Below are 18,615 nucleotides of genomic sequence, written 5' to 3'. Positions count from 1 at the left end.
GGGCGGCCCTGCTCCGATGAACTCAGCCGAGAGGCGCAGGACCGCCGCGGCAAGTGACCAGCCGACGACCCAGCCGCTCACCCAGCCAATGGCTGACGGCGAGTCAGACCAGTTCCACCCGGTCGGCGAGACCGGCTGCGGTGAAAGCGGCAAGGAGCGGATCGCGGCCCTCGGTGAAGTGGGCCCAGCTGTCGAAGTGGACGGGGACGATCCGGCGGGCGCCGAGGATCGTGGCGGCCTCCGCGGCCTGGGTGCTGTCCAGGGTGAGGAGCGCGCCGTCGAAGAGGGTCGGTACGCGGACGGCACCGGCGAAGAGGACCGCCGTGTCGACCGGTCCGAACCGGTCGGCGATCTGACGGACCAGGTCGAGCGAGGCGTTGTCGCCGCTCACATAGACGGTGGGGAGGCTGTCGCCGGTCAGTACGAAGCCGGTGACTTCTCCGGTGACGGGTTCGCACCCCTCGGGCCCGTGGAGGGCGGGTACGGCGGTGACGGTCACGGTGCCGCCGCCGGGCCGGTCCAGGTGCACGGACTCCCACGGGGTCATGCTCCGCGCAGTGCCGCCCAGGCGCTTCGCGGCACTCGGAGTGGTGAGGGTCAGCGGCACGTCCGCCAGCAGCGCGCGGCCGCTGTGGTCGAGGTTGTCGGCGTGCTCGTCGTGGGAGAGGAGTACGGCGTCGAGACGGCCGAGGTCGGCGGGCGCGGCCGAGGACGGGCGCGTTTTGGTGAGGCCGCCGCCGGGCGAGGGGTAGTCGCCGGGGGCGTCGAACGTGGGGTCGGTGAGCAGGCGCAGCCCGCCGTACTCGATCAGGGCGGTGGGGCCGCCGAAGGTGTGGACCGGTACCGCGTCCGAGCCCCGTCCTACTCTGCCGCCGACGACACCGACACCGACACCGTCGTCACGGATTTGCTCGTCGTTTCCCATGACGCTCACGCTAGGGCAGCATCACGGAAAAAGGCAAGGTTTACCATGAGCGCATGAAAGCGACCGAACGCGCCGACACCACACTGCCCCCCGCCCCCGGCGCCGACCGCTACCTCTCCGTGGACTTCGCCGACACCGCGACGCCGCTGCCCGGCGGCCACGGCTACGACCTCCTCGCCGCCCCGGACTCCGCCCTGTCCTGGCTCACCGGACACGACCTGACCCCACCCGGGGTACGGGTGTACGACACATGCGCGCACCGCATGCGCACGCTGCGCCTGCATGTACGCACGCTGTTCGCCGCCCGCGTCGAAGGAACCGTGCCACCGGAACGATCCGTACGTGCGCTGAACGAGGCGCTGACCCGGGTGCCCAACGCACCCCTGCTCGCCTGGGACGCGGCCCAGGGCCTCCACCGCGCCCCGGCGCACCCCACCGACCAGGCCGTGAACCATGCGCTGGCCACGATCGCCGCCGACGCCGCCGACCTGCTCACCGGCGCGGACGCCGACCGGCTCGCCACCTGCGGCGCCGCCCCCTGCGACCGTTTCCTGGTGCGCACCCACGGCCGCCGCCACTGGTGCTCGACCCGCTGCGGCGACCGCGTCCGCGCGGCCCGGTCCCGCCGGAACACGGCCACGAGCAGCACGGCCACGAGCAGTACGTAGTCGCCTCACGCGACGAGGTGCGCGGCGACCTGTCGGTGCCCCAAGGCCCGCGACAGCGCAGAACATACGCATCCGCTCACCAGGAGTCCGCGACCGGCGTCAAGCCCGCCGCCCCCGGCGGGACCCGCTGTACGCCGCCTCGCGCAGGGCGCTCAAGCGTGCCGTGGGATGCAGGTGCGGGAGCCGGTTCGCGTACGGGTCGTAGGAGAACGTGGTCCTGGGTGCGGACGGGGTCGCCGAGTCGAGGGTCAGCGTGGCGAACCGGACCCAGGGTTCATCCGGCGCGGCGGCGCACAGAGTGAAGCGGACGGGGGCCTGTGCCAGCGCTCGGCGCAGGGCGGGCAGTGTCACGCCGACCGTGCCGTGCGCGTCGCGGGCGGGGAAGGCCGCCAGGACGCGGTCGCGGGTGCCGGTGCGGTAGGCGACGAGGGTGGAGTACGGGCCGAAGAGGGCGTCGCGGCGGGGCAACGGCACATGGCGGCCGTAGCGGCCCGGCAGGCTGGAGGTGAGGAGCAGGTCCAGCGGGGCGTCGGGGCCGCCCGCGTCGGCGATCCGCAGCGCGAGGCCGAGGCCGTCCGGAAGGGGTCCGGGCAGACCGAGGGCGCGGGACCAGCGGGCAGTCACGGAGAAGGTCGCGGGGTTGTCCAGCCAGGGGACGCCCCAGCGACCGCCGCCACCCTCCGTGCCCGGCACGGCCAGTCGGCCCGTGCACACCACGCCGTGCGGATGCAGCGCGGGGCGGACCTCAGCCGCGCCGTCCGCCGAGCGAGCGCATGAACGGCGCTGAACGGTGCGCCGGTCACGGGCACATGACCGTACGGACCCAACCATCCGCCTCGTGCTCGAACATGCCGTACACCTTCCCCTCAGCAGTGACGATGCCGTACGCCGACGCCGTACGCCGGACGCCTTCCCCGGCCTCGCACCAATGCGCCACCTCGCCGATGATCGCTCCCCCCGTCCGGCCCACCGAGTTACCCGACCGGCAGGAACGAAACAGGCCCCACCAGGGAGAACGCGGGGTCTCAACCCGGTACCCCACGCGGCAGAGCCAACGTCGCGCCGACCCGCGCCGCCGTCTCCCGGAGCCAGATGTGCGCGGCGTCGTGCGTGTGCACCGGGTGCCACCACAGGGCCTCCTGCAACGGGACCGCCTCGTAGGGCGGTTCCACGACGCGGACCGGGGCGATGGGCGCGAGCAGGCGGGCGAGGCGGGCCTGGACCATGGCGATGCGGCGGGTGCCCGCGACGAGGAGCGGGAGGAGCTGGAAGCTGTCGACGGAGACCTCGACGCGCGGTTCCACGCCGAGCATGCCGAGCTGGCGGACGGCAGGGGCGTCGTAGGTGCGCTGGTAGGTGACCCAGGGGAGATCGGCCAGGTCCTGGCGGGTGAGGCGGTCGGTGACGGACGGGTGGTCGTCGGCGACCACGAAGACCCAGCGGTCGTCGTAGAGGTCGGTGGCGGGGAAGCCGCTGATGACGCCGTGCGGCATGAGCAGTCCGTCGACGGCGCTGAGCAGGGTCGCGGTGTCGTCGACGACGGTGGGCGGGGTCTGCGCGAAGCGCAGCCGGATGCCGGGAGCCTCTCCGTGGACGACGCGGGCGAGTTCGGCGCCGAAGACGGAGACGGCGTAGTCGGAGGCGACCAGCCGGAACTCGCGGCTCTCCCTGGCCGGGTCGAACTCGGCCTGGCTGGAGAAGAGGCGTTCGAGGACGTCGTAGGCGGTGGAGGTGCGGTCGAGGAGGACCTGGCCGAGGGCGGTCAGTTCGTAGTGGCCGCCTACGCGGGCGAGCAGGTCGTCGTCGAAGTGGCGGCGCAGCCGGGCGAGGGCGGCGCTCATGGCCGGCTGGCTCAGGCCGACGCGCTGCCCGGCACGGGTGACGTTGCGCTCCTCCAGGAGGGCCCGCAGTGCGACGACGAGGTTGAGATCCAGGCGGGCCAGGTTCACGGACTTTTCCTTGCTGTACGGCATCGGCGTCTGTTCGGGGCGAGCTGCGCCGACCAGTAGGAATTCGTGCGACGGATGACTTGCATCCACACAATCTATTTCCCTGATCACCGGTGGCGGGTCCAGATTAGTGCCACCGCAATCAGGAGGACATGCCCGTGAAACCTGCCCCCGCATCCGCGCCCTTCGCCGGCCCCTTCGCGCTCGCGACGCTTTCGTCCCCGGACGGCCCGGAGTTCCCCGCCCTGGTCACCCCCGAGGAGCACGTCGTCGACCTGCGCGGCGCCCTCGGCGACGAGCGGCTGACGGTCCGGCGCCTCCTGGAGGACTGGGCCGCGATGCTGCCCCGCCTCCGGGATCTGGCCGAGGACGCGTCGGCGAAGCGCGAGCCGCTCGCGGGGTTCCGTGTGCACGCACCGGTCGAGCCGCGCCAGGTCTTCCAGTCCGGCGCCAACTACCGTCAGCACGTCATCGATCTGCACGTCGCCCACCGCGCGCCCGGCGACGACCGCCCGGAGGACGAGCGTCGCGCCGAGGCCGCCGAGATCATGGACCGGCGGGCGGCGGAGGACCTGCCGTACGTCTTCATCGGCCTGCCGAGCGCCGTCACCGGCCCCTACGACGATGTCGTACTCCCCGCGTGGGCCGAGAAGCCGGACTGGGAGCTGGAGTTGGCGGCCGTCATCGGGCGTCCGGCGTACCGCGTCTCCGTCGAGGAGGCGCTGGAGCACGTCGCCGGATACACGATCGCCAACGACCTCACCGACCGCGCGACCGTCTTCCGGCGCGACATGCCGCAGATCGGCACGGACTGGCTGCGCAGCAAGAACGCCCCCGGGTTCACGCCGCTCGGCCCGTGGATCGTGCCCGCCGAGTCGGTCACCGACACCGGCGACCTGCGCCTCGTACTGAGGCTGAACGGCGAGACGATGCAGGACGAGTCCACCAAGGACATGATCTTCGACGTGGCCCGCATGGTGTCCTACGCCTCGCGGAGCGCCCGCCTCCTCCCCGGTGACCTGGTCCTGACCGGCTCCCCCGCCGGGAACGGCATGCACTGGGGCCGCCTGCTGCGCGACGGCGACGTGATGGACGGCTCGATCACCGGGCTCGGCGCGCAGCGCACCCGCTGTGTGGCGGAGGTGGCGGTTTCGTGACGACGTCCCTGGACCGCACGGATCCGGAAGGCACCATCGCGCAGGCCGCCAAGGCGTATTCGAACTGGGGGCGTTGGGGCGCCGACGACGTGCTCGGCACCCTCAACTTCCTCGACGAGTCCAAGCGCCGCGAGGGCGCCGCGCGCGTACGACGCGGCGTCAGTTTCTCGCTCGCGCAGCGCTTCGACATGGACGGGCCGCAGAAGGGCTGGCGGCGGCGGACCAACCCGGTGCACACCATGCTCGACACCGGCACCGACGCCGCCCTCGGCAACCAGGGCTTCCCGCACGGGCTCGGCGGCGCCGACGACGTCATCACCATGCCCCTGCAGTGCTCCACCCAGTGGGACGGGCTCGGCCACATCTTCGACCACGGCAAGGCGTGGAACGGGCGCCCGGCCGAGCAGGTCGTCACCTCCGACGGCGATCTGGTCACCGGCATCGAGCACATGGCCCCGTACGTCGCCGGGCGCGGTGTCCTCCTCGACGTGGGCCGTGTCGTCGGCGAGGACGGCGAGCTGCCGGACGGCTTCGCGATCACCGAGGCCCACCTGACCGCGACGGCCGAGGCGCACGGCCTGACCGTGGGCCGCGGCGACATCGTGCTCGTGCGCACGGGCCGGCTCACCCGCGCCCGGCGCGAGGGCTGGGGCGAGTACGCGGGCGGCCCCGCGCCGGGCCTCTCCTTCACCACGGCGGGCTGGCTGCACCGCACCGAGATCGCCGCGATCGCCACCGACACCTGGGGCTTCGAGGTCCGGCCGAACGAGTTCGACCACGCCTTCCAGCCACTGCACCAGGTCGCCATCCCCCACCTGGGCCTGCTGATCGGCGAGATGTGGGACCTCGACGCGCTCGCCGCCGACTGCGCGGAGGACGGCGTGCACGACTTCTGGCTCACCGCCGCTCCCCTGCCCATCACCGGCGCCGTCGGTTCGCCCGTCAGCCCGATCGCCGTCAAGTAGACCTGCACAGGTCTGCGACACCCGCCAGCCGCTGAGGAGTTACTCATGACCACACCCCGCACCGTCCTCGTCATCGGCGGTGGCGCGGCAGGCAACGCCGCCGCGATCCTGCTGCGCCGCGCCGGGATCACCGTCACCTTGATCGAGGCCAAGGACGACTGGAACGCCACCGCGGGCTCCGGCATCACCCTCCAGGGCAACGCCCTGCGCGTCCTGCGCGAACTCGGCGTGTGGGACCAGGTGGAGAAGTCGGGTTGCGGCTTCGGCGCGGTCGGCATCACCGCACCGGACGGCACCGTCCTGCACGTCGCGGAAGACCTGCGCACCGGCGGCGACGACCTGCCCGCCACCGTCGGCATGCGGCGCCCGCGATTGCAGCGCATCCTCAGCGAGGCCGTGCGCGCGAGCGGCGCCGACGTCCGGCTCGGCATACGCGCCGAGACCCTGGACCAGTCCGCCGCCGACGACCGCGTCACCGTCCGCTTCAGCGACGGCACCGAGTCCCGCTACGACCTGGTCATCGCCGCCGACGGCCTGGGCTCGGCCACCCGCGCCGCCATCGGCATCACCGAGCGGCCCGAACCCACCGGCATGGCGATCTGGCGGGTCGCCGCGCCCCGCCCGGCCGGCGTCACCCGCACCGACCTCGCCTACGGCGGCCCGGCCTACATCGCCGGTTACTGCCCCACCAGCGACGACACGCTCTACGCGTACGTCGTCGAGGCCAACCGCGACCGTGCCGCCATCCCGGCCGACTCGTACGCGGACGAGATGCGCGCCCTGGCACAGCACTACGGCGGCAACTGGCCCGAGATCACCGCGCACATCACCGACCCGGCCCAGGTCAACTACACGTGGTTCGACCGGCTCCTGGTCGAGGGCTCCTGGCACCGCGGGCGTGTCGTTCTCGTCGGGGACGCCGCGCACTGCTGCCCGCCCACGCTCGCGCAGGGCGCGGCCCTGTCCCTGGAGGACGCCTGGGTGCTGGCCCAGCTGCTCACGGCCACCGACACCTGGGACGACGCGCTGTTCCAGGCGTACTACGAGCGACGGATCGCCCGCGTACGTCCCGTGGTCGAGGCCTCCGTGCAGATCGGCCGGTGGCAGCTCGACGGAGTCCGGGACGCCGACGTGCCCGGCCTGATGGGCCGCACCATGACCATGCTGCGGGAGCTGCCGTGACCACAGCACCGACGCCACCGCCCACCATCGACGTGCACGCCCACGTCCTCCTGCCCGAGGTCGAGGCGCTGGTCGACGGCGCGCCAGGGCTTGCCGACGCCCGCGCCCTCGACGCCCGCCGCAACGGCCGCGAGGCGCTGCGGGTCAACGGCCCGATGATCCGGGAACGCCTCCCCCGCCTCACCGATCCGGCGGCCAGGATCGCGGCGATGGACGCCCAGGGCGTGGACGTCCAGCTCGTCAGCCCCTCCCCCTCGCACTACCACTACTGGGCCGACGAGGAGACGGCCGAGAAGGTGTGCCGGCTCGCCAACGAGGCGACAGCGGCGCACTGTTCGGCCGCGCCCGACCGGCTGCGCGGGCTCGGACTCGTCCCCCTGCAACACCCGGCACAGACGGTGCGCGCCCTCGACCACGCACTTCAGCAGGGCCTGTACGGGGTGGAGATCTCCAGCCACGCGCCCGGCCGTGAACTGTCCGACCCGGCGTACGAACCCCTCTGGGCCAGGGTCGAGGAGACCGGTGCGCTCGTCTTCCTGCACCCCTTCGGCTGCACGCTCGACGAGCGGCTCGACCGCTGGTACCTGTCCAACTCCGTCGGCCAGCCCGCCGAGAACGCCGTCGCCCTGTCCCACCTGATCTTCTCCGGCGTCCTGGACCGCCACCCGGACCTGCGGATCATCGCCGCGCACGGCGGCGGCTACCTGCCCACGCACATCGGCCGCGCCGACCACGCCTGGCGGGCCCGGCCCGACGCCGGGTCCGGCTGCGCGCACCAGCCCAGCAGCTACCTGCGGCGCCTGTACTTCGACTCCCTGGTCCACGACCCGTACGTACTTCAGGAGCTGGTCCGGGTGGCGGGCGCCGACCGGGTGCTGCTCGGCTCCGACTTCCCCTTCGACATGGGCACCGAGGACCCCCTCGGCGCACTGCGCGCCGCCCGCCTGTCCGACACCGACCTCGAAGCGATCCGCGGCGCCAACGCGGCCGCTCTCCTCCTCCGGAAGGACTGACCCACCATGAGCCACCGTCTGCTCACCCACCTGCGCCACGTCGACCTGGCCGTGCCGGACTACGACAAGCAGCTCGACTTCTACGCCGGGGTCTGGGGCCTGACCAAGGTCGCCGAGGACTCGGGCATCTCCTTCCTCGCCGCCGAGGGCAGCCCGGAGAACTACGTCGTCCGGCTGCGCAAGGCCGACGAGAAGCGCCTCGACCTCATCTCCTACGGAGCCGCGTCCGCCACCGACGTCGACACGCTGGCCGAGCAACTGCTGGCCACAGGTGTGCAGTTGATATCGCGGCCGGGAGCGGTCGACACCCCGGGCGGCGGTCACGGCTTCCGGTTCTTCGACGTCGACGGCCGCACCATCGAGGTCTCGGCCGATGTGGCCGTGCGCGAGCACCGCAGGATCGAGGAGAAGGAGGCCATCCCGGTCAAGCTCTCCCACGTCGTCCTCAACTCCCCCGACCTCAACCGCACCCGTGAGTGGTACGAGCGGCACCTCGGCTTCGCGCTGTCCGACACGCTGTCCTCGCCGCACATGGGTGAGGTCATGCACTTCATGCGGATCTCCAGCCAGCACCACTCGATGGCCATCGCGCAGGGCCCGCACACCGCCCTGCACCACGTCTCCTTCGAGATGCGCGGCCTGGACGAGTACATGCGCGGCTCGGGCCGTGTGCTGCGCGCCGGGTACCAGAAGATCTGGGGTCCTGGGCGGCACATGGCGGGGGACAACACCTTCACCTACTTCCTCGACCCGCACGGCAACACCGTCGAGTACACGACCGAGCTGGAGCTCCTCGACGAGGACACCTGGCACCCGCACATCTACGATTTCTCGCGGCCCGAGGTCACCGACCAGTGGGGCACGGCCAACCCCATGAACGAACTGGTCGCCAAGGAGTCCTTCAACGACCCCGACCGCGGCGTCTTCGTCGCCCCGCCGGTCTGACCCCGAAAGGAGCTGTCATGCGCTTCGCCTCCTACACGCACACGCATTGCGAGCATGACGAGCATCAAGGCCGCCCGCAGGTGGGAGTCGTCGACAGCGGCGGCACCCTCTTCCCGCTGCCCGCCGTCCACTCCCTCTCCGAGCTGATCGCCTCGACCGGCGGGCTGCCCGGACTGCTCGACGCGGGAGCGGCGGCCCTCGGCGGCCCCGCCGGGCCGCACGTCTCCGACTCCGCCGTACGTCTCCTGACGCCGCTGCGGCCCTCGTCCGTCCGCGACTTCGTGACCTTCGAGGAGCACGTGGAGGGCGTACGGCGGTCCGTGGACGGTGTCGCGGGGGTGCCCGAACAGTGGTACGCGGCGCCGACCTTCTACTTCACCAACCCGCACGCCATTCACGGACACCAGGACGGCGTCCCGGCGCCCCCGGGCTCCGCCGCCCTGGACTTCGAACTGGAGGTGGCCGCCGTCATCGGCCGCGAAGGGCGTGACCTCACCCCCGAGCAGGCCCGCGACCACATTGTCGGATACACCGTCCTCAACGACTGGTCGGCCCGCGACCTGCAGTCCGCCGAGATGAAGGTCGGCCTCGGCCCCTGCAAGGGCAAGGACACCGCCACCACGCTCGGCCCCTGGCTCGTCACCGCCGACGAACTGGAACCGCACCGGGACGGCGACGGTTTCCTGCGCCTCGCCCTGACCGCGGAGATCAACGGCGAGACGGTCGGCACGGACCTGCTGTCCAACATGAGCTGGACCTTCGAGGAGATGACCGCCTACGCCTCCCGCGGCACCCGCGTCGTCCCCGGCGATGTCCTCGGCTCGGGCACCTGCGGCAACGGCGGCTGCCTCGCCGAGCTGTGGGGCCTGCGCGGTGCGCGGAACCCCCCGCCGCTGCAGCCCGGCGACACCGTCACGCTCACGGTCGAGGGCATCGGCTCCCTCACCAACACGGTCGTCCCCGGGCCCGAGCCGGTCCCGCTGCCCGCCGGGCGCCGACGCGGTCGCGTCAGGCCGCGTCCAGCCGGGCGAGCTGCTCCGCGCTGAGCTCGAGGCCGGCCGCGGCGGCCGAGTCGGTGATCGAGGCGGGGCGCTTCGCACCGGGAATCGGGATCACCACCGGGGACTGGGCCAGCTCCCAGGCCAGCGCCACCTGCTGCGGGCTGGCTCCCAGCTCCGCGGCGACGTCCTGGAAGGCCGGGTGGTCATCGGCCAGACCCTTGGCGCGGTTCAGGCCGCCGAGCGGACTCCAGGGCAGGAAGGCGAGGCCGAGCTCGGCGCAGACGTCGATCTCCGGGCGGCTGCTGCGGAAGGCCGGCGAGAACTGGTTCTGCACGCTGACGAGTGCGGGGCCGAGCACCGCGTGGGCCTGCCGGATCTGCTCGGGGTTCGCGTTGGAGAGCCCGACCATGGCGACCTTGCCGCTGTCGTGGATCTCCTTGAGGGTCTGCACGACCTCCTCGTAGGGGACGGCAGGGTCGGGCCGGTGGTGCTGCCACAGGGCGATCTGCTCGACGCCGAGGCGGCGCAGCGAGTCGTCGACGGACGTGCGCAGGTGCGGCGCGGAGCTGTCGGTGTCCCAGCCGCCGCCGTCGGTGCGGACGTGCCCGCCCTTGGTGGCGAGCAGCACACGGTCGCGTACGCCGAGTTCGTCGAGGAGTCCGGCGATCAGGCGCTCGTTCTCGCCCTGGGCGTCCGCGCCCTTCTCGTCGCCGGGGCCGTAGGCGTCGGCGGTGTCGAAGAGGGTGACGCCGGCGTCGAGCGCGGCGCTCACTGTGTCGAGCAGCTGTCGGCGCGGCTGGGCCCCGGTCTGGTCGAACGTCATCAGGCCCAGGCCGACGGCCCCGACCTCGTGCCGCCCGACGGTGTCATTGCCGATGAATCGTGTCTGCATGGTGGACGACGTAACCAGCCTCGAAGTCTTTCAAACTTGCACGATCATCTTCGGACGTGATCGGCAACGACCGCTGCTGCAACTGCGCGGCGCACGAGCCCTGTTCTCCTCCTTGTCCACCTACTGAGACGATCCGTCTCATCCCGCGTTGACATTTCCCGGATCACTGATCCATATTCCTGTCCATGTCACGCAGCCCCCTCACCTCCGCGAACGCCGCCTTCCGGCTGGCGCTCATCGGTGTGACCGGGCACAGCGTCTCCGACATCCACTGTTGCTGACGCCTGCCGGCGTGCGCGTCGCCCTTCTTCCCGGCCGCGCACCCGCACTCCTTCCCCCGCAGGCGCGACAGTCCCAGTGATCCGGTCGCCTTCTTCGCCACCCGAACTCCTCGGTGCCGCCTGCGCGAGTTTCATCCCGTTATGCACGTTATGGCAGTACTTCGAGAGGTCATGTCCCGATGCGTCAACCGCCCTTCATATCGCGCCGCCTCACCGCGGCGGCAGCCGTACTCGCCGTGGGTGCGGGCGCCGCGGCCTGCGGCCCCCAGGACACCAAGGACGGTTCCGCCGGCGCCTCGGGCGCCCCGCACAAGGGCGGCACGCTCACCGTCCTGAACAGCAGCCCGCAGACCGACTTCGACCCCGCCCGGCTCTACACCTCCGGCGGCGGCAACATCCCCTCCCTCGTCTTCCGGACGCTCACCACGCGCAACCGCGAGGACGGTGCCGCCGGTGCGAAGGTCGTCCCCGACCTGGCCACCGACCTCGGCACCCCGAGCAAGAACGCCACCGTGTGGACGTACACGCTCAAGGACGGCCTCACGTACGAGGACGGCTCGAAGATCACGAGCGCCGACATCAAGTACGGCATCGAGCGCTCCTTCGCCGCCGAGCTGTCCGGTGGCGCGCCCTACCTGCGGGACTGGCTGATCGGCGGGGCCGACTACGAGGGCCCGTACAAGGACAAGAAGGGCCTCGACTCGATCGAGACGCCCGACGAGAAGACCATCGTCTTCCACCTGAACAAGCCCGAGGGCGAGTTCCCCTACCTCGCCACCCAGACGCAGACGACCCCGGTTCCGCAGGCCAAGGACAAGGGCACCGAGTACGAGCAGCACCCGCTCTCCTCGGGCCCGTACAAGGTCGTGAAGAACGAGGGCGACGGCGAGCGGCTCGTCCTTGAGCGCAACACGCACTGGTCGGCCTCGACCGATGAGGAGCGCAAGGCCTACCCGGACCGGATCGACGTCCGCTCCGGCCTCGACTCCGCCGTCATCAACCAGCGGCTCTCCGCCTCGCGCGGTGCCGATGCCGCCGCCGTCACCACCGACACCAACCTCGGCCCGGCCGAACTCGCCAAGGTCAGCGGCGACAAGGACCTCGCCGCCCGGGTCGGCACCGGACACTTCGGCTACACCAACTACATCGCCTTCAACCCGAAGGTGAAGCCGTTCGACAACCCGAAGGTGCGCCAGGCGATCGCCTACGCCGTCGACCGCTCCTCCGTGGTCAACGCGGCGGGCGGCTCCTCGCTCGCCGAACCCGCGACCACGTTCCTGCCCGACCAGAAGTCCTTCGGCTACACGCCCTACGACCACTTCCCTGCCGGGAAGTCCGGCAACGCCGCCAAGGCCAAGGAGCTGCTGAAGGAGGCCGGTTACGCCAAGGGCCTGACCGTCACCCTCACGCACGACAACGAGAAGAACTTCGCCACGAGCCCGGAGATCGCGACGGCGATCCAGGAAGCGCTGAAGAAGGCGGGCATCACCGTCAAGCTCCAGGGCCTGGAGGACAACGACTACTCAGACACCGTCTACAACGTGAAGAGCGAGCCGGGCTTCTTCCTCGGCGGCTGGGGCGCCGACTGGCCCTCCGGCGGCCCGTTCTTCGCCCCGATCTTCGACGGCCGTCAGATCGTCAAGGCCGGGTACAACTTCAACTCGGCCCAGCTGGACGACGCCTCGGTCAACAAGGAGATCGACGAGATCAACAAGCTGACCGACCTGGACGCCGCCGCGAAGCGCTGGGGCGCACTCGACAAGAAGGTCGGCAAGCAGGCCCTGACCGTGCCGCTGTTCCACCCGGTCTACAAGCGGCTGTACGGCAAGTCCGTCAAGAACATCGTGATCAGCGACTGGACCGGTGTGCTCGACGTCTCGCAGGTCGCGGTCAAGTAGCCATGACACAGACACTCCTCGCCGAGGAGACGGAGGGGGCGGGGGCCGTGATCGCGGCCCCCGCCCCCGGGGGCCGTACGTTCTGGCGGCGCCTGCGGGCGCGCCGCGCGGCCCTCGTCGCGGGCGCGATCGTCACCCTCCTCGTCCTCGTCGCCCTCGCGGCGCCCCTGCTCACCGCGCTCGAGGGGCAGGACCCCACCACGTACCACCCGACGCTCGTCGACTCCGCCACCGGCGGTGTACCGATCGGCTCGTTCGGCGGGATCAGCGCCGACCACTGGCTCGGCGTCGAACCCCTCACAGGGCGCGACCTGTTCGCCCGCGTCGTCCACGGGGCGCGTGTCTCGCTCGGCGTCGCGCTCACCGCGACCGTCCTGCAGGTGGCGATCGGGGTCGTCGTCGGGCTCGCGGCCGGGCTCGGCAACCGCTTGGTCGACCAGGCGCTGAGCCGGGTCACCGACGTCATGGTGGCCCTGCCCGTCATGGTCATCGCCCTCGGCGCCCTGGCCGTCGTCCCGGCGTCCTTCCCGCGCCCGGTCCTGATCGCCGTCGTCATCGGCCTCGTCGGCTGGGCGGGCACGTCGAAGATCGTGCGGGCGCAGACACTCGCGCTGAAGTCCCTCGACCATGTCGCCGCCGCACGGCTGAGCGGCTGGAGCGGGTGGCAGGTCGCCAGGCGCGAGCTGCTCCCGGCCCTCGCCGCGCCCGTCATCACGTACGCCGTGCTGCTCTTCCCCGCCAACATCGTCGTGGAGGCGGCGCTGTCCTTCCTCGGGGTCGGCATCAAGCCGCCCACGCCGTCCTGGGGGCAGATGCTCAGCGACGCCGACACCTGGTACCAGGCGGCCCCCAGCTATCTGCTGATCCCCGCGCTGCTGCTGTTCGTCACCGTCCTCGCGCTGACCGTCCTCGGCGACGGCGTGCGCACCGCGCTCGACCCGCGTGCGGAGTCGCGGCTGCGGGTCGGCACCGGCCGGGACCGAGGTCGAGGTCGCGGCACCGGTCGTGGACGCGGCACCGGTCGCGGTCGCGGCACCGGCCTCGGTCGTGGCACCCGTGGCCAGAAGGGAGCCGACGCATGAAGGGGTTTCTGATCCGGCGCGCCGCAGGGGCGCTGTTCGTCCTCGTCGCGCTCAGTATCGTCGTCTACGCCGCCTTCTACGTGGCTCCCGGCAACGTCGCGCAGATCGCGTGCGGCCCGCGCTGCTCCCCCGCGCAGGTCGCGCAGGTCAGCGAACAGCTCCACCTGGGCGACCCGCTGTACGTGCAGTACGCGCACTTCGTCGAGGCCCTCTTCGCCGGCCGCGACTACTCGACCGGAACCGGGGTCATGCACTGCCAGGCGCCCTGCCTCGGCCTCTCCTACCAGAGCGACCAGCAGGTCACCGAGCTGATCCTGGCCAAGCTCCCGGCGACCGCCTCGCTCGTCGTCGGCGCGTTCGTGCTGTGGATCGTGCTCGGCGTCGGCACCGGGGTGCTCTCGGTGTGGCGGCGCGGCCGAGTCACCGAACGCGTCCTGATGTGGATCACGCTCGCGGGCATGGCCACCCCGGTCTTCGTCATCGGCCTGCTGCTCATCATCCTGCTGGTGACCTGGCTGCAGATCCTGCCGTTCCCGGACTACGTGCCCTTCACCGACGACCCCGAGCAGTGGGCCTGGAACCTGCTGCTGCCCTGGATCTCCCTGGCGCTGATCTCCGCGGCCCCGTACGCCCGGATGACCCGCGCCTCGATGCTGGAGACGCTCGCCGAGGACCATGTGCGCACCTTCCGCGCGTACGGGGTCGGTGAGGGGACGCTGGTCGGCCGGCACGCCCTGCGCGGCGCGCTCGCGCCGGTCATCGCGCTCGCCGCGCTCGATGTCGGCGCGATGTTCGGCGGCGCCGTGCTGACCGAGTCCCTCTTCGGCATCCCCGGGGTGGGCCGGGAACTCGTCGACGCGGTGAAGACCGTGGACCTTCCGGTCGTCGTCGGCCTGGTGCTCACCACCGGCTTCTTCGTCGTCCTCGCCAACACCGTCGCGGACGTGCTGCACGCGATGGCCGACCGACGGGTGGTGCTCGCGTGAGCCTGGTCGAAGTCTCCGGTCTCTCCATCTCGTTCGGCGACGTACGCGCGGTACGGGACCTGTCGTTCTCCCTCGAACCGGGCCGCGCGCTCGGCGTCGTCGGGGAGTCCGGCTCCGGCAAGAGCGCCTCCGCGTACGCGCTCCTCGGCCTGCACCGCGGTACGGGTGCCCAGGTCACCGGCTCGGTCAAGGTGGCCGGGGTGGACGTGAACGCGGCCGACGACGCCGAGTTGCGGGCGCTGCGCGGTGGCCGGGCCGCCATGGTCTTCCAGGACCCGCTGTCCTCGCTCGACCCCTACTACGGGGTCGGCGACCAGATCGCCCAGGTCTACCGGGTCCATCACCGAGTGTCCCGGCGTGCTGCGCGGGCGCGGGCCATCGAGGTCCTTGACCGGGTCCGCATCCCGGACGCCGCGCGACGGGCCCGGTCGCGGCCGCACGAGTTCTCCGGCGGGATGCGGCAGCGGGCGCTCATCGCGATGGCCCTCGCCTGCGAGCCGCAACTCCTCATCGCCGACGAGCCCACCACCGCCCTGGACGTCACGGTGCAGGCCCAGATCCTGGACCTCCTGCACCACTTGCGCACCGAGACCGGCATGGGCCTGCTCCTCGTCACGCACGACGTGGCGGTCGCGGCGGAATCGGTCGACGACGTGCTCGTCATGCAATCCGGCGAGGCCGTGGAACGGGGGCCGGTGGGTGAGGTGCTGCTGGCCCCGCGCGAGCCGTATACGCGGGCACTGCTTGCGGCGGTGCCACGCATCACGGCGGATGTGGTGGTGGCGGGGCCGGTGACGCCCCCGGCGCCGCCATCGGTCCCGGCGCCGCTATCAGTCCCGGCTTCGGCTTCGATCCCGGCGTCGCTATCAGTCCCGGGTTCGACTTCGGTCCCGGCTTCGGCTTCGGTCCCGCTTCCGGGCGCCGCCCCGACCCCGGCCCCGGCTCCGGACCCAGCTTCCGCTTCCGACCCGGCTTCCGCTCCGGACCTGGCTTCCGCTTCGGCTCCGGCTCCCGCTCCGACGCTGGTCTCAGCTGCGGCTCCGGACTCGGACTCGGCTGCCGCTTCGGCTCAAACGCCGACTCCGGCTTCGGGCTCGGCTTCGGCTCCGGCTTCGGGCTCGGCTTCGGCTCCGGGCTCGGCTTCGGCTCCAGACACGGACTCGCCTTCGGCTTCAGACTCGGCTCCGGACACAGACACGGCTTCGGCTCCAGACTCGGCTCCAGACAAGGACACGGACACGGCTTCGGCTTCAGACTCGGCTCCGGACACGGACGCGGCTGCCGCTCCGGCTCCGACGCCGACGTCAGCCTCAGCCATGGACCCGGCTTTCGCTCTGGCGCCGGCTTCGGTCTCGGCGCCAGCTTTGACCCCCGTCACGGACACCGCGGAACCGCTCGTCGAAGCTGTCGATCTGGTGCGGGTCTTCGGCAAGGGTGGGGCCGCTCATACCGCCGTCGACGGTGTCTCCGTCGCTGTTCGCCGGGGTGAGACCCTCGGCGTCGTCGGTGAGAGCGGGAGCGGCAAGACCACGCTCGGGCGCATGCTGGTCGGACTGCTCGACCCCACGTCCGGCAGTCTCTCCCGGCGGGGCCGCGTGCAGATGGTCTTCCAGGACCCCCAGTCCTCCCTCAACCCGCGCCGCTCCATCGGCGAGTCGGTCGCCGACCCGCTGCGGGCGTCCGGCGAACGCGACGAGGGCGTCATCCGGTCCCGCGTCGGCGACCTCCTCGAACGCGTCGGCCTCGACCCCGGGCAGTACGACCGGTACCCGCACGAGTTCAGCGGGGGCCAGCGTCAGCGGGTCGGGATCGCGCGGGCCCTGGCCGGGGAGCCGGACCTGATCGTCTGCGACGAGGCGGTCTCCGCGCTCGACGTGACCACGCAGGCCCAAGTCATCGCACTGCTCGGCCAGTTGCAGCGTGAGCTGGGCCTGGCCCTGGTCTTCATCGCGCATGACCTTGCCGTCGTGCGGCAGGTCAGCGACCGGGTCGCGGTCATGCGCGGCGGCCGGATCGTCGAGGAGGGCGACGTGGAGACGGTGTACGCGGATCCGAAGGACCCGTACACGAAGCGGCTCCTGGCCGCTGTTCCGGCACTGGATCCGGCGCTGGCGGCGCAACGACGTTCGGAGCGGGCGGAGTTGGGCGCCTCGGTCTGACCCGGGGCGGTCGGGGTCGGTCGGATCCCGTCGGGCCGGCCGGACCCGGTCTCGCTCCGTGCGGAGGTCCGGCTCTCCTCCACCCCCGTGAGTGGAGAGCCGGACCCCCAGACCGAGGTGGCCGGAGCGTGTCACGGGCGCGGGCCCGGGACCGCCACGTCCCGCTCGCGCCGACGTGTCACGCCACTGCGCAACGCGCGCGGAGTTCTTCGACCCCGTCGCCGGTCAGATCGTCGAGAGCGGCGACGCGTCCGGTCATGGCCATCGTCAGAGCCAGGGTCGTCCCGGACACGAGCGCCCCGGATCCCGTCGTGAAGGGGCCGTCGGTCGCTACGAGGCGCAGGTCGCCGATGCGTCCCTTGGCGAGGACCACCAGGTCCGACCCCTGGTAGTACTCGGCCACCCGCGTGACGACCTCGACCGGGCCGTCGCGACGGACACCGAGCGGGCGCCGGATGTCCTCCGCGTGCACGATCGTCTCGCCGAGCATCGCCACAGCAGGGAGCGGCGGCTTCGTCCGGCTGGAAACGGTCCGCCGGAACCGCTCCAGCGTCTCGGCCGGGGTCGCCCCGAGCTGCTCGGCCAGCCGCATCGCCACCTGCTTGTCGAAGTCGAACCGGCACCGGATCACCCCCGCCATCCACCGCACCGGATTGAGGCTCGCCCCCGCGGTGAGATGCGCGAGAACCTCGCGCACGGAGAGTCCCGCGCACAGCGACGGGGTCGCCCACTGGTCCTCGCGCAACCCCGCGAGATCGGCGGCGAGCGCCGCCCGCTCGGCCCGGATCCAGGACCAGACCTCCGCCTGAGAGCCCGCGGCCGCCGCCCTCACGCGCCCCCCTTCCCGGACCGGCGCACCTGGTACCGCAGATGCGTGACGTCCCGGCCGTCGAGCCGTCGGACCAGGTCGAGTTCGATGTGCTCGCTGCCCAGGTGCTCGAAGAGGCGTCGCCCCTCCCCGAGCAGCACCGGCACCAGATGGATCTCCATCTCGTCCAGCTGCCCCGCGCGCAGAAGCGCCTGGGCCGCACCCGCCCCGTGCACCATGACGGGCCGGTCCCCCGCGGCCGCGCGGGCCTGACGCGCGCAGTCCTCGACATCGGTGACGAAGCGAGCGTGACCGGGCGGCACGTCCGCCTCGTCGATCCGGTGGGTGAGTACGAGGATCGGCACGCCGTCGTGGTGGTCTCCCTGCCAGCGCCCGGCGAGTTCGAAGGTCCGACGACCGGAGATCAGCGCGCCGGTCGCCAGCGCCTCACGGTAGACCGGGCCGCTGGGGCCGTCGGAGTCCCGGTCGTCGAGCCAGTTGAAGAGCCGTCCGCCGTCGCGCCCGAGCTCCTGCCCCGGCCGGTCGTCCGGTCCCGCGACGTAACCGTCGAGCGACATCGACATGTAGAGCCGAATCGGGTTGTTGGTCATGGCTTCGCTGCTTCCTCCTGGACACGGGGCCCCGTGGGCGGGTCGTCTCACAGGGAAGACCCCCGGCGGACGGCGAACTAATCGGCGACCAGC

At 71.9% G+C, this 18,615-nt stretch carries 19 protein-coding genes; 13 read left to right on the top strand and 6 right to left on the bottom strand.

Translation table 11 applies throughout. The features are described from left to right. Positions 1 to 103: 103 nt before the first annotated feature. Positions 104 to 925 carry an MBL fold metallo-hydrolase gene (locus N5I75_RS04975; protein WP_476674669.1) on the bottom strand — a complete coding sequence of 274 codons (822 nt, stop codon included), beginning with the start codon at positions 923 to 925 and terminating at the stop codon, positions 104 to 106. 53 nt (positions 926 to 978) lie between these two features. Between N5I75_RS04975 and N5I75_RS04970 the strand changes: the two genes are divergently transcribed. After that, a complete protein-coding gene (locus N5I75_RS04970; protein WP_476674667.1) occupies positions 979 to 1,593 on the top strand; it encodes a CGNR zinc finger domain-containing protein in 615 nt (204 codons plus the stop codon). A gap of 99 nt (positions 1,594 to 1,692) precedes the next feature. On the opposite strand, the gene N5I75_RS04965 is transcribed toward N5I75_RS04970, so the two are convergent. Then, positions 1,693 to 2,310 carry a phosphodiesterase gene (locus tag N5I75_RS04965; protein WP_476674665.1) on the bottom strand — a complete coding sequence of 206 codons (618 nt, stop codon included), beginning with the start codon at positions 2,308 to 2,310 and terminating at the stop codon, positions 1,693 to 1,695. 308 nt (positions 2,311 to 2,618) lie between these two features. Next, a complete protein-coding gene (locus N5I75_RS04960) occupies positions 2,619 to 3,542 on the bottom strand; it encodes a LysR family transcriptional regulator (RefSeq protein ID WP_476674663.1) in 924 nt (307 codons plus the stop codon). Between the two features lie 152 nt (positions 3,543 to 3,694). Between N5I75_RS04960 and N5I75_RS04955 the strand changes: the two genes are divergently transcribed. The 6 genes from N5I75_RS04955 to N5I75_RS04930 are packed head-to-tail and all read left to right on the top strand — an operon-like array spanning position 3,695 to position 9,850. Continuing rightward, the gene (locus N5I75_RS04955; protein WP_476674661.1) at positions 3,695 to 4,699 is read left to right on the top strand and encodes a fumarylacetoacetate hydrolase family protein; all 1,005 of its coding nucleotides are present in this window, start codon (positions 3,695 to 3,697) and stop codon (positions 4,697 to 4,699) included. 8 nt (positions 4,700 to 4,707) lie between these two features. Continuing rightward, positions 4,708 to 5,664, top strand: a complete 957-nt coding sequence (locus N5I75_RS04950; protein WP_476674764.1) for a cyclase family protein — start codon at positions 4,708 to 4,710, stop codon at positions 5,662 to 5,664. A gap of 45 nt (positions 5,665 to 5,709) precedes the next feature. Beyond that, complete coding sequence (locus tag N5I75_RS04945) at positions 5,710 to 6,846, top strand: FAD-dependent oxidoreductase (RefSeq protein ID WP_476674659.1); 1,137 nt, start codon at positions 5,710 to 5,712, stop codon at positions 6,844 to 6,846. Then, positions 6,843 to 7,859 carry an amidohydrolase family protein gene (locus tag N5I75_RS04940; RefSeq protein ID WP_476674657.1) on the top strand — a complete coding sequence of 339 codons (1,017 nt, stop codon included), beginning with the start codon at positions 6,843 to 6,845 and terminating at the stop codon, positions 7,857 to 7,859. The genes N5I75_RS04945 and N5I75_RS04940 overlap by 4 nt, the downstream gene beginning before the upstream one ends. A 6-nt stretch (positions 7,860 to 7,865) precedes the next feature. Beyond that, positions 7,866 to 8,804, top strand: a complete 939-nt coding sequence (locus N5I75_RS04935) for a VOC family protein (protein ID WP_476674655.1) — start codon at positions 7,866 to 7,868, stop codon at positions 8,802 to 8,804. A gap of 17 nt (positions 8,805 to 8,821) precedes the next feature. Continuing rightward, the gene (locus tag N5I75_RS04930; RefSeq protein ID WP_476674653.1) at positions 8,822 to 9,850 is read left to right on the top strand and encodes a fumarylacetoacetate hydrolase family protein; all 1,029 of its coding nucleotides are present in this window, start codon (positions 8,822 to 8,824) and stop codon (positions 9,848 to 9,850) included. On the opposite strand, the gene N5I75_RS04925 is transcribed toward N5I75_RS04930, so the two are convergent. Next, complete coding sequence (locus N5I75_RS04925; protein ID WP_476674651.1) at positions 9,813 to 10,697, bottom strand: aldo/keto reductase; 885 nt, start codon at positions 10,695 to 10,697, stop codon at positions 9,813 to 9,815. The two genes, N5I75_RS04930 and N5I75_RS04925, sit on opposite strands and share 38 nt — an antisense overlap. Here N5I75_RS04925 and N5I75_RS04920 point away from each other — a divergent pair. The 6 genes from N5I75_RS04920 to N5I75_RS04895 all read left to right on the top strand — a co-directional run bounded on the left by N5I75_RS04920 (position 10,696) and on the right by N5I75_RS04895 (position 17,103). Then, positions 10,696 to 10,824: a hypothetical protein gene (locus N5I75_RS04920; protein ID WP_476674649.1), complete on the top strand. Its 129-nt coding sequence runs from the start codon at positions 10,696 to 10,698 to the stop codon at positions 10,822 to 10,824. The two genes, N5I75_RS04925 and N5I75_RS04920, sit on opposite strands and share 2 nt — an antisense overlap. A gap of 58 nt (positions 10,825 to 10,882) precedes the next feature. Next, positions 10,883 to 10,978, top strand: a complete 96-nt coding sequence (locus tag N5I75_RS04915) for an Ms4533A family Cys-rich leader peptide (protein ID WP_476674647.1) — start codon at positions 10,883 to 10,885, stop codon at positions 10,976 to 10,978. A gap of 179 nt (positions 10,979 to 11,157) precedes the next feature. After that, positions 11,158 to 12,876 carry an ABC transporter substrate-binding protein gene (locus N5I75_RS04910; protein ID WP_476674645.1) on the top strand — a complete coding sequence of 573 codons (1,719 nt, stop codon included), beginning with the start codon at positions 11,158 to 11,160 and terminating at the stop codon, positions 12,874 to 12,876. A gap of 2 nt (positions 12,877 to 12,878) precedes the next feature. Continuing rightward, the gene (locus N5I75_RS04905; protein ID WP_476674643.1) at positions 12,879 to 13,958 is read left to right on the top strand and encodes an ABC transporter permease; all 1,080 of its coding nucleotides are present in this window, start codon (positions 12,879 to 12,881) and stop codon (positions 13,956 to 13,958) included. Next, positions 13,955 to 14,944 carry an ABC transporter permease gene (locus tag N5I75_RS04900; RefSeq protein ID WP_476674641.1) on the top strand — a complete coding sequence of 330 codons (990 nt, stop codon included), beginning with the start codon at positions 13,955 to 13,957 and terminating at the stop codon, positions 14,942 to 14,944. The genes N5I75_RS04905 and N5I75_RS04900 overlap by 4 nt, the downstream gene beginning before the upstream one ends. Continuing rightward, entirely contained in the window at positions 14,941 to 17,103 is a 2,163-nt protein-coding gene (locus N5I75_RS04895; RefSeq protein WP_476674639.1) for a dipeptide ABC transporter ATP-binding protein, read from the top strand. Before N5I75_RS04900 ends, N5I75_RS04895 begins: the two co-directional genes overlap by 4 nt. Before the next feature lie 178 nt (positions 17,104 to 17,281). Here the strand turns inward: N5I75_RS04895 and N5I75_RS04890 are convergent, their stop codons facing one another. Then, positions 17,282 to 17,935 carry a maleylpyruvate isomerase family mycothiol-dependent enzyme gene (locus tag N5I75_RS04890; RefSeq protein WP_476674637.1) on the bottom strand — a complete coding sequence of 218 codons (654 nt, stop codon included), beginning with the start codon at positions 17,933 to 17,935 and terminating at the stop codon, positions 17,282 to 17,284. Beyond that, on the bottom strand, positions 17,932 to 18,522 hold the full coding sequence (locus N5I75_RS04885; RefSeq protein ID WP_476674635.1) for a dihydrofolate reductase family protein: 591 nt from the start codon (positions 18,520 to 18,522) through the stop codon (positions 17,932 to 17,934). The genes N5I75_RS04890 and N5I75_RS04885 overlap by 4 nt, the downstream gene beginning before the upstream one ends. Positions 18,523 to 18,615 lie beyond the last annotated feature (93 nt).

Source organism: Streptomyces sp. R818 (genome assembly GCF_056172735.1).
Note: the sequence above shows the minus strand (reverse complement) of the source record. Positions and strands in the feature narration are given on the sequence as shown.